The following is a 15,044-nucleotide window of genomic DNA, read 5'->3' as shown; positions in this document are numbered from 1 at the left end:
GTTATGCAAATCAAACTAATGTTAGATAAAGTTGCATCAATAAAGATTGAACGTAAAAAAAACATTAAAAAAAAGAAACAAACCCATAGAGGATTTTTGTTTGTCAGCTGTTTATATAAGTTGCGCAGTAACCAAACGCATTTATTGAGTGGATTTAGTGTGCTTGCACCGGCTATTTTTAGTTTAAGTGTACAAGCAGCAACACAAACCACTGGGCAAATGGTGCAATTTGATATAAAAGCGCAGCGAGCAGACAAAGCCTTAATTGAATATGCTAAACAAACAGAGCAAACCGTGGTGTTTTCTTATGAGTTGGCAAAGCAGTATGACGCAAATTCAGTTTATGGATTTTACACTCAGCTAGATGCTCTAGAGGCATTATTAGGTGGGACTGAACTCGATGCGGTTGTTGATCAAAATGGTTTACTGAGTATAAAACTCAAACAAATCAACAGGAATGATAACAACATGATGAAGCTTTCAGCGGTCAGTGCAGCAGTATTACCAGCTTTACTTGCAGTAAATTCGCAAGGTGTAAACGCAGCAGAAGAAGTCGCTCAAGAAAAAATTGAAAAAATTGCTATTGTCGGTAGCCGTGTAGCAGGACGTTCAGTTGAAGATTTACCCGTTCCAGTAGATATCCTAAGTGCAGAAGCGCTTGAAAATACGGGCCAAACAGAAGTTGGTCGTATGCTACAGTCTATCGCCCCTTCATTTAACTTTTCAAGCTCTGCAATTAGTGATGGTACTGATGCTTTAAGACCTGCGACACTTCGCGGTTTGGGCCCCGATCAAACATTGGTGTTAATTAACGGCAAACGTCGTCACCAAGCAAGTATTATTCATATTAATGGCTCTGTTGGGCGTGGTACCGCAGGTACTGACATGAATGCAATTCCAGCCTCTGCAATTAAACGCATTGAAGTATTACGTGATGGCGCTGCTGCTCAGTATGGTTCTGATGCAATTGCTGGTGTTATTAATATTGTACTTAAAGATGGTAGCGAAGGTGGCAAAGCGGCTATTAACTACGGTCAATATTCTGAAGGCGATGGCGAAACTATTAATCTTGATTTTAATAAAGGCTTTGCGCTAGGTGATGACGGTTATTTAAATACAACTATCAATTACCGTGACCGTGCACCGACTAACCGTGCCGGTTTACATGGCTCTTGTCAGTTTTATGGTTGTACAGAACTAAGTGACGGCACTTTACTTGCTGGTGATCCGCGTGAGCTGACAGCCGATCGTGATACCTTTAGAATTGGTGATGCTGACTCTCAGCAGTTTGGTTTAACAATTAATACCGGTTACGAGTTAGGTGATGGCGAGCTTTACGGCTTTATTACTTACTCAACACGTGAAAATGAGTCGGCTGCATTTTTCCGTCATAATGCAAATGCAGGTGGTAACCCAGTACTACAAGATAACGATGCGACGATTCCGCTAGGTTTCTTACCAAAAATCAACACAACTATCGATGATATCTCGTACAACTTTGGTTATAAAACTGAATTTGATAACGATGCAAGCCTTGATTTATCTTACACCTATGGCGAGAACAGCATTGATTACACTACAAGTGACACTATCAATGCCTCATACGCTAACTTTTTACGTTATGACCAAGGTTTAAGTGCAGCTGATATTCGTACAACTATTCCACGTGAAGCGTACGCTTACGGCATGGAATTATCACTGCAAACAATCAATATTGATTTTACGCAAAACTTTGATGATTATTCGTTAGCGATGGGTGCTGAAATACGTACTGATGAATACCGTATTTTAGAAGGTAATGAATATGCGTACCGCGATTACGACACATTAAATGGTGTAAGTATTTACAGCGGTTTAAGTGGTGGTGTTGGCTCTGAAGATGCATCGGGTGGTTCACAAGGTTTTGGTGGTTCATCACCTGCGTCTTCAGTGGATGAGTCACGTGATGTAATTTCATTTTACGTAGATGCAGAAGCTTATGTAATTGAAGATGTGATTTTATCTGGTGCACTTCGCTACGATAACTACAAAGGTTTTGGCGATACAGTAAACTTTAAACTTGCAGGTAACTGGTCTATTACCGACGATATTTCATTACGTGGTGCATTAAGCTCAGGATTTAGAGCGCCTTCAATGCAGCAGCTTTACTTTAATAACGTAAGCACACAATTTGTTGTTGATACTAATGGTAATTTAGTTGCAGAAGAAGTTGGTACATTTAGAAATGATTCAACACTTGCGCAAAGTTTAGGTATTCCAAAACTTAAAGAAGAAAAATCACAAAACCGTAGTTTAGGTATTGTGTATAACGTTACCGATAATATTAATGTAACCGTTGATTACTACTCGATTGATATTGATGACCGTATTGTAATTAGTGATCGCTTAGGTAAAGGGTTATCTACAAGCCTTGATGCAGCACTAAATAGTGCTGGTGCTGGCGTAGGGCAGTTTTTCTTAAATGGTGCTGATACAGAAACTCGTGGTGTTGATTTTGTAGCAACGTGGAACACTGAAGGTTTAGGTGGCACGCTTGATTTTACACTTGCAGCTAACTTTACCAAAACAGATGTTGTATCGTTGTTCTCTCCTGCTGGCTCAAGCCTTGAGACAGTAAAAGTAGAAGATATATTCTCAGCTGAAGACATCTCTATTATAGAAGAGTGGCAACCAGAGGACCGTATTAACTTAAGTGCGCTTTATCAACGTGATGATTGGACTGTTAACCTGTCACTTAATCGTTTTGGTGAATACACAGTAGAAGATGGCGGTCGTCAAACGTATGGCGCAGAAATTTTAACTGACGTTAAAGTTAACTACTTCGTTACTGAAGACTTATCAGTAAATATTGGTGCAAATAACTTGTTCGATGTTTACCCAGATAAAAATGAAATAGGTAACTCTCGCTCAGGTACTATTGTGGATGCTAGTGGCAATACCGTAATAAGTAGCTCAGGTGTGTTTGACTACTCACGTCGTTCGGCTCCGTTTGGTTTTAACGGTGCTTACTACTATGTAGGTGCAGAATACCGTTTTTAATTACTAACCTAAACTCTGGTTAAGATATTTAAACTTTGATTTCTCTAGCCAGAGGTTTTCAGTGAAAACAAGGCGAATTTACGCGTCAATAGCTGGCCTATTGCAATTAAATTCAACGCAGTTAACGCTGAAAATAGCTGCTAGAGATAGATTTATTAGCCAGAATTTAGGTTAAGCAACTCTCCCTTTTGTTATTTAACTCAAAGGGCCGTAAGGCCCTTTTTTTGGTTTTAGCTTGGGCTGATTCTATTTAGAAATCAAACTTATTGGATAATCATCGTATTGCTTAATATTATTCATTACATTCATTAAAGTATTATGTGTACTGTTTTCGTCTGCGGTTATAAGTACCGAACTTATTTCATATTCAGCCGCGAACATAGCTAAATTAGTCGCAACTTGCTCTAAATCAATTAACCTCCCAGAAAAATATACTCCGTTACTTTCATCAATTTTAAATAAAGCATTTTTAACAGGCTTATCTATTTGAGGGCTGTCGAGTGGTCGGTTTAATTCAATAGCCACAGGTTTTACAAAAGATGTAGTTACAATAAAGAAAATTAGTAATATGAACACTATGTCTAACATCGGGGTCATATCTACATCAGCATTATTTTGCAGTTTGGTTAGTTTTTTCATATTGGACCTTATTTTTAATTAAATGCTGCGGCGCCACAGCAAGGTTTTAGGTACCTATTAACAAAATTAGCACAGCAAAAATAAAGCGTGGTTAAATAAATATTCTAATAACATTAAATATTTGTACTAATTATGTATTTAAAATGTGGTGAAATAAGGTGGTGTTTATACTGATCTGCTTAAATATGGGTCTATTTAGCATCGTTATAATGTAATTCAATTCGTTAAATTGCTTAAAAAAATATGTAGATTGGCATTAGGCAATAAAAAACCCAACTCGAGGCTGGGTTCTAGTTATGCGCTATGTCAGCTTAATGCTTTTGCATACGGCTCATTTCTGCATGGCAGCTTTGCATTGTTAATAATGTTTTAGCCAGTGCAGCTTCGCAGTCAGCTGGTTGCGGTTTATCCATTGCTGCTTTAATTTCTTCAAGGGTTTTATCTTCTACCTCTTCAAGCTCTTTTACATACGTGCTGTCGTTGTGTGAGGTGAAAGTAGTCAATAGGGCTGTGTACGCACGTCGTGCTTCAACTGCGAAAGATGAGCCATCTTCGCGTTCGCCTTTTTCATTAATTGCATATGGCTGCAAGCGCTCAACACTCACTTTTCGGGCATCAATCATACGCTGAAAAAGTGCACCAATAGCAGGGTCTTCAACTTTTTCCTGTGCTTTTTGATAAAAATCTATGCCGCTGTTCATAACTTGAATGATGTCAGTAATATGATTTACTTCTGATCCTTGATGGGTGTTCATAATGACCTCTTTAATTAAATGAATGTATAGTTCAATTTAATAAAAGCAATGTATGTTCCACGTTTCAATAGTTATGTAGTCATTTGATTTTATTGGTTTAATTTTGTTTTAGTAGGGTACTAAGTTAACAGGTAGAAAATTAACCTAGCAATTTTTACATTATATTGTGTAATAAAGTTATTTTAGCTCTTCAGCTACTTCAGCTACTTTTTGACGTAACCAAATGTGACTCGCATCGCGATGTAACAGTGGGCTCCAAATCATATCAAGCTCAAAAGGAGGAATTGGAAATGGTGGCTCTAAAATTTTAAGCCCCGGATCATCTAAATATATATTTGCGGCTTTTGAAGGAAGGGTCGCAATCAAATTTTTCTCTTTAGCTAAATGAATTGCTACATGGTAGTTACGCGTAAAAGTGGCAATATTACGATGCTTACCAAAGTGAGCAAGTGCTTCGTCAACCCAGCCAAGTTTTTGCACATCTTTAGGGTCCATGCCCACACCTACACCAAAACCTGTTTTGCTTACCCATATATGGCGCGCTTTTAAATAGCTGTCGAGGCTAAAGTTTTCAATTATAGGATTATCGGCTTTTACTAAGCAGCAAAAACTATCTTTCCAAATACGTTTATGATGAAAAGACTGAGGTAAGTTTTCAAAACGGTTGATTGCCATATCTACTTTACCGTTTTCTACATCATGAAAGGTGACATCACTTGGTGTGAGTATATCTAAAGTAGTATCGGGGGCTTCTTCGTGCAATTTACTTAAAAGCTTTGGTGCTAATGTACTTGCAGCGTAATCACTGGCCATTATTCTAAACACACGCTTACTTTGGCTTGCCTCAAATTCTCGATTAGGAGCTAGAGTTTCTTCAAGCGTCATTAATATGCCACGAATAACGGGTTGTAACTCCAAAGCACGCTCGGTAGGTACCATACCATCGCTGGTACGAACTAAAATAGGGTCGTTAAATAAGTTACGAAGACGTTTAAGGCCATTACTCATTGCAGGTTGCGTTATACTCAATTGATTAGCAGCGCGTGTTACGTTGCATTCTCGAAGCAATGTATCGAGGTAAACGAGTAAATTTAAATCTATTTTACTTATATTCATTGTGTGTGTCCTTTAGCGCTTACCAGTGGTGAATAAAGCGCTGTGCTGTCGGGTATGGGTAAATATGACTTACCTGACCATTTTTTATATTTTGTTGTGCCTGCTTCCAAAAGCTAACATCTATAAGCTCTGGATGAGTACTGAGTAAAAACTTTTTATACATAGGGTTTGGCATTACAAATGTACAAAGTTGCTCAGGAAATACGTCCTGTGGTGCAACAGAGTAACTTTGTTCATCCATTAAATAGTCGTCATAGCTCTTTGCTTTTGGTAATGCTCTAAAGTTCATATCGGTTAGATATTGAACTTCATCGTAATCGTAAAAAATAATACGTTTGTGCTTACTTACACCAAAGTTTTTTAAGAGCATATCACCAGGGAATATATTAACAGCAATCATTTCTTTTAGAGCTTGCCCGTATTCTTCAATCGCGTCGGCGACACTTTCTTCATCAGCATTTTCTAAAAACAAGTTAAGAGGTGTCATGCGCCGTTCAATATACAAATGCTTGATGATCAACCAATCGCCCTCAATTACCATTGATGAGCCAATTGTTTTATGTAATTGCGCAAGTAAATTACTATCAAAACGCGCTAAAGGAAATACGACGTTAGAATACTCTATGGTATCGGCCATTCTGCCAACGCGATCATGGTTTTTTACTAGTTGATAGCGCTTTAATACGGTATCACGGCCAAAGGGCTTACTTTCACCAAATTTGTCTTTTATTACTTTAAAAACATAACCAAATGAGGGAAGGGTAAATACCATCATCACCATACCGGGAGTCCCCGGTGCAATTGTAAACTCATCACTAGAGTGAGATAAATGATTTAAAAACTCTCGGTAAAACTCAGTTTTACCCTGCTTATGAAAACCCACTGCGTTATAGAGCTCAGCAAGTGTTTTGTTTGGCATAAGTTGATTCAAAAACCGAACAAGTGCTGAAGGTGCGTGAGTCTCTACCATAAAGTAGGCGCGGGCAAAGCCAAAAATAACACGCATTTGAGATGACTTAGTTAAAAGTGCATCTAAATATAATCCGTTATCTTCATCGTGTAATACAGCGATTATAAAGGGCTGAACCCCACTTTTTGAAACAACACGACCAACAATATAGGCTGCTTTATTACGATAAAAAGGCGTGTGTAAAATATCAAAGCGCATTTGCCAAGGTTGGTGATGTGTATCGGGGGCTTGTTTATAAAAAGCTTTAACAAGGAGGCGGATATCACGCTCTAAATTTACAAATGGGGCTTTAAAATCAAAATGACTAATAATGCGTTTTATTGTTGGTTTTAGGCCATCAACTACAGGAAAGTATGTTCTATATTCTGCCTCTACAGGCACTGAAGGAGCATCTTTTAAGGTTGCTTCTACAAATATAAAGTCATTATGAAAATAGCGCCTATGGTACAGCCGGCAAAATACAGAGTTATAAAAAGTTTCGGCGAGCTCTGCTTGGGGATGAAAACATAAAAAATGCTGATATACCTTTTTAACTTCAAGCCATAGGCTTTCATCGAGTTGTTCGGTTGGGGTTTCTTTTTTTAGCGCTTGCGTGGTTTCGTTAACACGATCATCATAATAGCTGATACGCAAACGGCTGATATCATTAATTGTTTGCCAATCTTTTTTTGCAAAGGCAAGAGGGGCTTTGGCTGTTGTTTTTTGAAATAACTGATAGTGCCTTTTAAAACCCGTTAAAATTAATTCAGCAATATGGCGAGGTTGCATTCGCACTCCTTAAAAGTCCCTAGAGTTTATACTCTATTGTGTTAAGGGTATGTTATTTTAAGTTTAAAACCAAGATAAATGTTATTTACTAACTAAGAGTAACTTATTGGAATTGAGCTATCTTTTTTTCGAGAGTTTTAATTTGTTTAGTCACAGCCGATACGTTTTTCTTATATGTTTTATTAATTATTTTTAGTTTTTTAGTAATGTCTTTAGTAATACGCTTTTTATCATCAATGGCTAAGATATGATTTAACCGCTCTTGTTGTTTGTATTCAGCACGCTCTTTATTACGATCAAGTATTGTTAGTTTATGGTTATTACTGCGAAGCTCTGCCTGTAAGGCAGACAGAAGCCTTTCACGCTCAAGTTCGTTTAGTTGTTTAGTGTAGTCAACCTTAGGACCAGAATACTGATTACCCGTTGTGTTAACTTTATAAGTCGTTGCTTCGTCGTCACAGGGGAGTTGAGAAAAGACAGAGCCTTTTTCTGTTACACATTTGTAGTAAGTGGTATCGCTAAAGCTAAAAAAACTGATAAGTAAAAAGCTAGAATGGAGAATATAACGAGAAGTTTTAAACATACATGTCATCCTTGGTTTTTATATCTAACAACAATATAAAACTATAACCTAGCTTGGTGGTATATCAAGCTAGGTTAGGATAACTGTTATTGGGTAAAGGTTTTGAGCTTTTTAATACTCTGTACTAAAAATGGTATATCTAAACCTTGTTCAATAGAAAAACCTTCAGCGGCGGAAATGTTTTTAAAGTTACCATCTGAATCTATTAAGGTAATCCTATCTTTTTTATAGGCTATAACAACACCCTGAGAGTAGTTCACGCCCATATCGTCTTTTTTCTTGTATAGATTAACGCCTAGCATTGTTTGCTTGGCAATAGCTTTGCAATTTAAATATTGCCCAACGCTTGTTGCAATTAAATCGCTAGGTTGAATTAGCCCATCTACTTTAGAAATACGTTTGTCAGAGCTGTATAAAGTTGAGGTGGTTACTACTTCTTGCTTGTTATTGGCAAGACTAAAAGCAAAAACCTGTGTTTCATCATCTCGAACAGTAGGGGTATCACTCGCTTTAATTACTCGAATAGCACTAGAGCTATGTGCTTGATCATTAATAAAGCTTAGTTCTTCAATGCCAGTTACTTCAATACTACGGCGCTGACTTTGCCAAACTGGGAGTGTCTGCTCGGTTAAAATTGCTGCTTTATAAAAAGCAGGTAAACCATACACTAAGCTAAATAACGTATCGTCATGATTTGTTGGCTGTAAAAACTGCTCTGTTTTGTGCATGTTTTTATTCTCGGCAACAAACTTTTCGAGTTGTTGCTGGGTTTCAAATACAAATATATCTACATTGGCTTGTGTGTAGTCCTCGCATTTTTCAAGCGGGCTTGGCATTTGATAACTAATATTTTGGTTATTAATTTTTACGTTGTGTGCTTGCTCGTAGCTTTCTATATCTAGCAGATCATTTTTAGCTAACAAGCTTTTAGCGGTAGTAGGGTATGAAAGTGGCAAAACATTATCTTGTTTTGTTACGTCAAAGTTTAAATTGGCGTCAGCCCAAATATGAATACTGTGGCTAAGCGAAAAACACACGATTAAAAAAGAAATTGCGTAACGTGCAAATTTATATTGCTTTAAACGCTCAAGGTGGTGCCATGAGTAATTACTAACAAGTAGCTGAAAGCCTAAAATAACAACAACAATACCACTGGCTAAAATGGTTGTTAAAGCAGGAGAGCTTGTTAAACGATGCCACAACAATGAAATGATTTCAGGTAAGGCAGATATACTTAGGTGATAACCTAAATTAACATACACATAAGCATCAAGAGTAAGCAATGATGCGCCTACAGTGGCTATAACAGCGGCCATGCCACGAATGTGTCGTGGGTAGGGGAATATTAAACTAAGCGGAAATACCGTCAGCACAAACGCTAAAAAGGCTATAAAACTAGTGTGGCTTAGCCAAGTAACTAGCATATAGGTAATGCCTAAAAAGCTTGTAGGTGGCGAGTCTGCAAATAAATAGCTTAAGCTAATAAGCAGGGCTAAGCCGATATTGGCAAAGGTAAACCAATGCCCCCAACTTAGCAGCTGACTCGCTTTTGATGAAAATTGATTGTGCTGCGATAAATTCATAAATTTTACTTAACCGACTGCGCGAGCGCTTTTGCAAAGTTCTCGGTTACGGCTTGTCTTTTCCCTGTTGGTACATGCTCTTTTAAGATATGCGTGATAGAATTTCCTAAACACATAAGACTTAAATCAACCGGCGCATTGTGTTTAGTTAGCACATCAATAAGCTGATCGACGATTTGTTCTACTTCTTCATTAGAGTATTTTGATAAGATTGGCATTAGTTGGTTCAATAAAATAGTTATATTCTCGTATTTTAACACTAGAGGCGTGAAAAACAAAGATGACAACAGACGTTAAAAAATTAGTCGTTCACTATGTAGACAAAAAAGACGACGATACGCAAATTCACCTTCGAAATGATGAGATGGTAATTAACGATAAAGTAGCCGTTTTTATCGAACAATTACATCATGCATACAATGGTAAACCTGGTAAAGGTTATTGTGCTTTCAGTGGTGACAAAAACAGTGTTGTAGCATCTGCAATGCAAAGTTACCGTAATGATGAGTTAGGCTTTTGGCATATGACCGAGCAAGCCTCAACGGTTTTAAAAGAAGAGCTTGATAAATATGCATTTAGTGAAACAGGCTATTTAGTATTTTGTCATTACCAGTACGTTGCAACTGATTACATGCTAATTGCGATGATTAACATCAAAGAGCATTATTCTATGACCTCAGAGCTTGATTTAGCCGCTTCTCGTCATTTAGACATATCACGCATGCAACTTGCTGCTCGTATCGATTTAACAGCGTGGGATACACAAGCTGACGACAACCGTTATATTTCATTTATCAAAGGGCGAGCTGGACGTAAAGTTGCTGACTTTTTCTTAGACTTTTTAGGTTGTGAAGAGGGTATTGATTCAAAACAGCAAAGCCAAGTAATGCTTAGCGCAGTAGAGGATTATTTATCTGAGCAACAATTTGATAAATCAGAAAAAGACGATTTACGTAAACAAGTTTTTGACTACTGTAATGACTGTGTGACAACTGGTGAAGATGCAAGCGTAAGCGAGCTATCTGCAACGCTTACAAAAGGCGATGACAGCCCGTTTGATAGTTTTTGTAAAGAGCAAAGTTACGATTTAGAAGAAACTTTCCCTGTTGATAAAAAAACCGTAACCAGCATGGTTAAGTTCTCAGGTCTTGGAGGTGGTGTGAGTGTAAGCTTTGAACGTAAGCACTTAGGTGAGCGCGTAACTTACAACGAGGCAACTGACACGCTTGTAATTAAAGGTATTCCACCAAACTTAAAAGATCAGTTACAACGTTTTATGGAAAGTGAAAGCGAGTAAATTTCACAAGTTAAAAAGCTGATTTAAGAGCGCGGTATTTATATCGCGCTTTTTTGTATCGGTATATAAATTCGTTGCATCGGAAAAACCTTAAATATTTATTTCACATAGAGAAGTGAAAGAGGAGTAAATGAGAAACACAAGCGATGGTTTACTAGCGGGGCTTTTTAAAGTTAGCAAGACTTAGACTTATTACTACCTCTAAAAGCGCAGCGTCTCTTTACCTCTTTGTGAATAAATCGCTTATTGTGGGCGTGAAGAAACTTTAATAATTATTCAAATCATATAAACAAAAAAGCCCCGCTATTTATTAAATAGCGGGGCTTTTAAATGAATGTTAGTTATTAATCAACACTCATTGTTTTAGTCATTGCAGAGCTTGCACGACCAGCAGGTTTGATTGAACCTGCACGTAAACCACTGTCTGGAACTAGTTCACGTTTATCGTGAGCCATTGCTACAGAAGTATGTTTCACTTCGCTATCAGCTACAGGAGTAGGTTGTGCCATTGGCGCACTTGCTGACCCTTGAGTAACTGCTGTTTTAACATGCGGTGTTGATTTTTCAGTTTTCACTTTTGCTTCAACTTTAGCAGGCTCTTCAGTGGCTACTGGCGTTTCAACTTTAGTAGGTTCTTCAGTGGCTACTGGCGTTTCAGCTTTAGCAGGCTCTTCAGTTGCTGCTGGTGTTTCAACTTTAGCAGGCTCTTCAGTTGCTACTGGTGTTTCAACTTTAGCAGGCTCTTCAGTGGCTACTGGTGTTTCAACTTTAGCAGGCTCTTCAGTGGCTACTGGTGTTTCAACTTTAGCTGGCTCTTCAGTTGCTACTGGTGTTTCAACTTTAGCAGGCTCTTCAGTTGCTACTGGCGTTTCAGCTTTAGCAGGCTCTTCAGTTGCTACTGGCGCTTCAACTTTAGTAGGTTCTTCAGTGGCTACTGGCGTTTCAACTTTAGCCGGTTCTTTAGCTTTTACTGGCTCTTCTACAGCTTCAACTTTTGCTAAGTCTTCAACCGCAACGGCTTGCTCAACTTGTTGCGACGCATCTACCGGTGTTTCTTCTGATTTAGCTTTAAGTTCTGCTTCGTATTCTGCAGCAGCTTGATCAGCAACTGGAATGAATGCAGGGGCTTCATCAGATTTAACTTCTGCTTCACCTTCAGGGCGACGACGACGTTGACCAGATGCACGAAGATGACGAGGAGAACGACGTGAACGTGTACGTGTTTGCTCTTGTTCGTCTTCAGTAGTTGCTGTTTCATCGTTAGAATCAACAACATCAACTTTCTCTTCTTTAATGTGAGCTGTTTTTTCTGCCGGAGCTTGCTTTTGCTTTTCTACAGCAGGAGCTTGCTCTTGAACTTGTGAAGTTTCAGTTACAGCCGTTTGCTCAGGTGCTTGCTCTGTTGAGTTAGCTTGCTCAGCTTTTTCATCTTGCAGACGTACTTTTTTACGTATGTTACGACGTTGACGGCGAACTTTAGGCTTCTGCTCTTTAGGCTCTGCAGCTTGTGCTGGCTTAGAATCAGTTTCTACTTCCGCCTTTGCAGGGGCTTCAGTTTTAACTTGATCTTTTTCTTGGTTTTTATGCTCTGGGCGCTTACGAGAGTTAGGATTACGACGGCGCTTGTTGCGGTTCTCGCTTCTCTCTTGAGTCTCGGTGCTTGCTGCTGAGTCAGTTTTAGCTTCCTCTTCAGCGGCTGGACGCTCATTGCGCGGCTTGTTAGTGCGTGGGTTATTATTACGACGACGTTGATTGTTATTACGACGACGATTATCGTTACCACGACGCGCATTATTGCGCGTTTCTTGCTGCTCTTTTTCTACAGCTTCTTTTTTCTCTTCTTCAGATTCACTTGCAAATAACGACTTAAACCAATTACCAATAGCAGCTAGTAAGCCACCTTCAGTTTTAGTTTGTGCTACCGCAGCAGGTTCTACGGCTTTAGCTGGCGCTGCTTGTGGAGCAGGAGTAGAAGGCATTACCACGCCTTTTAGCATCGGCTCTTCACGGACTGGCGCACTAGGAGATTTTGACATCTCGAATACTTCAGGCTCCGGTGCAACAACTTGTCCGTAACTTACAGTTTCAAGTGTTTCGTCTTTACGCAAGCGCATAACTTCATAATGTGGTGTTTCCATATGTTGATTTGGAATAATCACTACGTCACATTTATGATGTTTTTCAATGCGATGAACACTACGACGTTGCTCATTTAATAAATAAGCGGCGACAGCAACAGGCACTTGTGCATTTACTTGTGCTGTATTGTCTTTAATTGCTTCTTCTTCAATTAAGCGAAGAATTGAAAGTGCTATTGATTCGTTTGAACGAATAGTACCTTGGCCACTACAACGTGGACATGGGCCTTGGCTTGCTTCACCTAATGAAGGACGCAAACGCTGGCGCGACATTTCAAGTAAACCAAAGCGTGAGATTTTACCAATTTGAACGCGAGCACGGTCTGGGCGCGCTGCATCTTTTAAACGATTCTCTACTTCACGTTGATGGCGTGGAGGAGTCATATCGATAAAGTCGATTACAATTAAACCACCTAGGTCACGAAGACGTAATTGACGTGCAATTTCATCGGCCGCTTCTAAGTTTGTATTAAGTGCTGTCTCTTCAATATCGCCGCCTTTAGTTGCCTTAGACGAGTTGATATCAATAGATGTCAGTGCTTCAGTAGGGTCAATTACAATTGAACCACCAGAAGGAAGACGTACTTCACGCTGGAATGCAGACTCAATTTGGCTTTCAATTTGGTAATGTGTAAATAAAGGAGTGTCACCTTGATAAAGCTTAACACGGCTCATAAAGTCAGGACGAAAACGCTCAATGTGCGCTTTAGCTTCTTCAAAAACACGTGGTTTATCAATTAAAATTTCGCCAATGTCACGACGTAAATAATCGCGTATTGCGCGGAAAATCACGTTGCTTTCTTGGTGAATCAAAAAAGGTGCTTTAGCACTATCGGCTGCTTGTTTAATTGCATCCCAATGTACTAATAGTGCTTTTAAATCGTAGTTAAGTTCTTCAAATGATTTACCAACACCCGCTGTACGAACAATTAAGCCCATACCTTTAGGTAGTTCTAAACGACCTAATGCTTCTTTAAGTTCAGTTCGCTCATCACCTTCAATACGACGAGAAATACCGCCAGCACGAGGGTTATTAGGCATAAGAACTAAATAGCTACCAGCAACACTGATAAAAGTAGTTAACGCTGCGCCTTTTTGGCCGCGTTCTTCTTTATCAACTTGTACTATTACTTCTTGACCTTCTTTTATTACGTCGCGAATGTTAGGGCGACCATGAAAAGTGTAACCTGCAGGGAAGTAAGTACGTGCAATTTCTTTTAAAGGAAGGAAACCATGGCGGTCAGCACCGTAATCAACAAATGCTGCTTCAAGAGATGGTTCAATGCGAGTGATTTTGCCTTTATAAATATTGGCTTTTTTCTGTTCGTGACCTGGGCTTTCGATATCTAAATCATAAAGGCGCTGGCCATCAACCAGTGCTACGCGCATTTCTTCTTGCTGCGTTGCATTGATTAGCATACGTTTCATATTGTTACTCTACTTATTTATGTCGCTGACATGACGATGTTTTTCTCGCCTGTTCAGTTGTCCCTATTTTTAGAATGTGCAGCCTCACGACTGGGTCTTTAACGGAACGGCTCTGTATCTCGTATGCAGTATTTTAAATGCTGGCAAACAATAGCGATTATTACCGCTATTAAATTCTTAATGGTGCTAAAACTGTCGGCTTTTCAGCTACGTTTACAAGTTTTACCCAGAAGTCGGCCTGTCATATTAATCTTACTAAATATCATTCATATTAGGCGCGTAGGGCTCATTAAGTTGGTGAGCAATACATACTGATGTATCGCTAATATCCGTTTTAAGAGCAAAAATCGCTGCCGATGTTAATGAACGCTTATTTATTAGATTTTTTTAATTCTAAATAAGCTGCTGTACGGTACTACAATAATTGAGCTAGTGCTGAACGACGTTTTTTACGTCGTCACTATCAGACAAATTATCTGTTCATTGCTTTCTCTAGCACATTAAAAATCGCTTCATGTTCAAACTTAACCAGCAATATATTACGCGCATTGCCGTTAATTGATCGCACGTGTTAACTGAGGAGGCATAAAAGCTTTGGAAAACTTAACTCGGATCTGTATGATCGGCTACCCAGAATGTGCATCACGAATGTTTTAATGTGTTAAAAAGCACCGTTGTTATTTGCAAATACTAAATATTTGCGCTGCTGATTATCCCACTATTATTAC

At 38.9% G+C, this 15,044-nt stretch carries 10 protein-coding genes; 2 read left to right on the top strand and 8 right to left on the bottom strand.

What is annotated here, in order from left to right; translation table 11 throughout:
* Window positions 1-3: 3 nt before the first annotated feature.
* Window positions 4-3,039, top strand: coding sequence for a TonB-dependent receptor plug domain-containing protein (locus QT16_RS18835; RefSeq protein WP_039490065.1), 3,036 nt, complete (start codon window positions 4-6; stop codon window positions 3,037-3,039).
* A gap of 246 nt (window positions 3,040-3,285) precedes the next feature.
* Here the strand turns inward: QT16_RS18835 and QT16_RS18830 are convergent, their stop codons facing one another.
* The 7 genes from QT16_RS18830 to QT16_RS18800 all read right to left on the bottom strand — a co-directional run bounded on the left by QT16_RS18830 (window position 3,286) and on the right by QT16_RS18800 (window position 9,671).
* A complete protein-coding gene (locus QT16_RS18830; RefSeq protein ID WP_039490063.1) occupies window positions 3,286-3,678 on the bottom strand; it encodes an ExbD/TolR family protein in 393 nt (130 codons plus the stop codon).
* Between the two features lie 311 nt (window positions 3,679-3,989).
* Window positions 3,990-4,433 carry a ferritin-like domain-containing protein gene (locus QT16_RS18825; RefSeq protein ID WP_002961486.1) on the bottom strand — a complete coding sequence of 148 codons (444 nt, stop codon included), beginning with the start codon at window positions 4,431-4,433 and terminating at the stop codon, window positions 3,990-3,992.
* A gap of 177 nt (window positions 4,434-4,610) precedes the next feature.
* On the bottom strand, window positions 4,611-5,549 hold the full coding sequence (locus tag QT16_RS18820) for a LysR family transcriptional regulator (protein WP_002961484.1): 939 nt from the start codon (window positions 5,547-5,549) through the stop codon (window positions 4,611-4,613).
* A gap of 19 nt (window positions 5,550-5,568) precedes the next feature.
* Window positions 5,569-7,287 (bottom strand): bifunctional isocitrate dehydrogenase kinase/phosphatase, encoded by a 1,719-nt coding sequence (aceK, locus tag QT16_RS18815; protein WP_039490060.1) that lies wholly within the window; start codon window positions 7,285-7,287, stop codon window positions 5,569-5,571.
* Between the two features lie 103 nt (window positions 7,288-7,390).
* Window positions 7,391-7,870, bottom strand: coding sequence for a DUF4124 domain-containing protein (locus QT16_RS18810; protein ID WP_039490058.1), 480 nt, complete (start codon window positions 7,868-7,870; stop codon window positions 7,391-7,393).
* A gap of 86 nt (window positions 7,871-7,956) precedes the next feature.
* Window positions 7,957-9,453, bottom strand: coding sequence for a DUF3413 domain-containing protein (locus tag QT16_RS18805; protein WP_039490056.1), 1,497 nt, complete (start codon window positions 9,451-9,453; stop codon window positions 7,957-7,959).
* A 5-nt stretch (window positions 9,454-9,458) separates the two neighbouring features.
* Window positions 9,459-9,671, bottom strand: a complete 213-nt coding sequence (locus QT16_RS18800) for a YejL family protein (RefSeq protein ID WP_002961475.1) — start codon at window positions 9,669-9,671, stop codon at window positions 9,459-9,461.
* A 62-nt stretch (window positions 9,672-9,733) separates the two neighbouring features.
* Between QT16_RS18800 and yejK the strand changes: the two genes are divergently transcribed.
* Entirely contained in the window at window positions 9,734-10,750 is a 1,017-nt protein-coding gene (gene yejK / locus QT16_RS18795) for a nucleoid-associated protein YejK (protein ID WP_002961473.1), read from the top strand.
* Between the two features lie 344 nt (window positions 10,751-11,094).
* Here the strand turns inward: yejK and rne are convergent, their stop codons facing one another.
* Complete coding sequence (gene rne / locus QT16_RS18790; RefSeq protein ID WP_039490054.1) at window positions 11,095-14,316, bottom strand: ribonuclease E; 3,222 nt, start codon at window positions 14,314-14,316, stop codon at window positions 11,095-11,097.
* Between the last annotated feature and the right edge of the window lie 728 nt (window positions 14,317-15,044).

This window comes from Pseudoalteromonas distincta (assembly GCF_000814675.1).
GTDB classification, from domain to species: Bacteria; Pseudomonadota; Gammaproteobacteria; order Enterobacterales; family Alteromonadaceae; genus Pseudoalteromonas; species Pseudoalteromonas distincta.
The sequence above is the reverse complement of the archived record's forward strand: the minus strand, read 5'-3'. Positions and strand labels throughout refer to the sequence as shown.

Excerpts from the sequence above, each read along its gene's own strand:
- QT16_RS18835 (WP_039490065.1), top strand. The coding sequence starts at position 4 with ATGCAAATCAAACTAATGTTAGATAAAGTTGCATCAATAAAGATTGAA.
- QT16_RS18830 (WP_039490063.1), bottom strand. The coding sequence starts at position 3,678 with ATGAAAAAACTAACCAAACTGCAAAATAATGCTGATGTAGATATGACC.
- QT16_RS18825 (WP_002961486.1), bottom strand. The coding sequence starts at position 4,433 with ATGAACACCCATCAAGGATCAGAAGTAAATCATATTACTGACATCATT.
- QT16_RS18820 (WP_002961484.1), bottom strand. The coding sequence starts at position 5,549 with ATGAATATAAGTAAAATAGATTTAAATTTACTCGTTTACCTCGATACA.
- aceK (WP_039490060.1), bottom strand. The coding sequence starts at position 7,287 with ATGCAACCTCGCCATATTGCTGAATTAATTTTAACGGGTTTTAAAAGG.
- QT16_RS18810 (WP_039490058.1), bottom strand. The coding sequence starts at position 7,870 with ATGTTTAAAACTTCTCGTTATATTCTCCATTCTAGCTTTTTACTTATC.
- QT16_RS18805 (WP_039490056.1), bottom strand. The coding sequence starts at position 9,453 with ATGAATTTATCGCAGCACAATCAATTTTCATCAAAAGCGAGTCAGCTG.
- QT16_RS18800 (WP_002961475.1), bottom strand. The coding sequence starts at position 9,671 with ATGCCAATCTTATCAAAATACTCTAATGAAGAAGTAGAACAAATCGTC.
- yejK (WP_002961473.1), top strand. The coding sequence starts at position 9,734 with ATGACAACAGACGTTAAAAAATTAGTCGTTCACTATGTAGACAAAAAA.
- rne (WP_039490054.1), bottom strand. The coding sequence starts at position 14,316 with ATGAAACGTATGCTAATCAATGCAACGCAGCAAGAAGAAATGCGCGTA.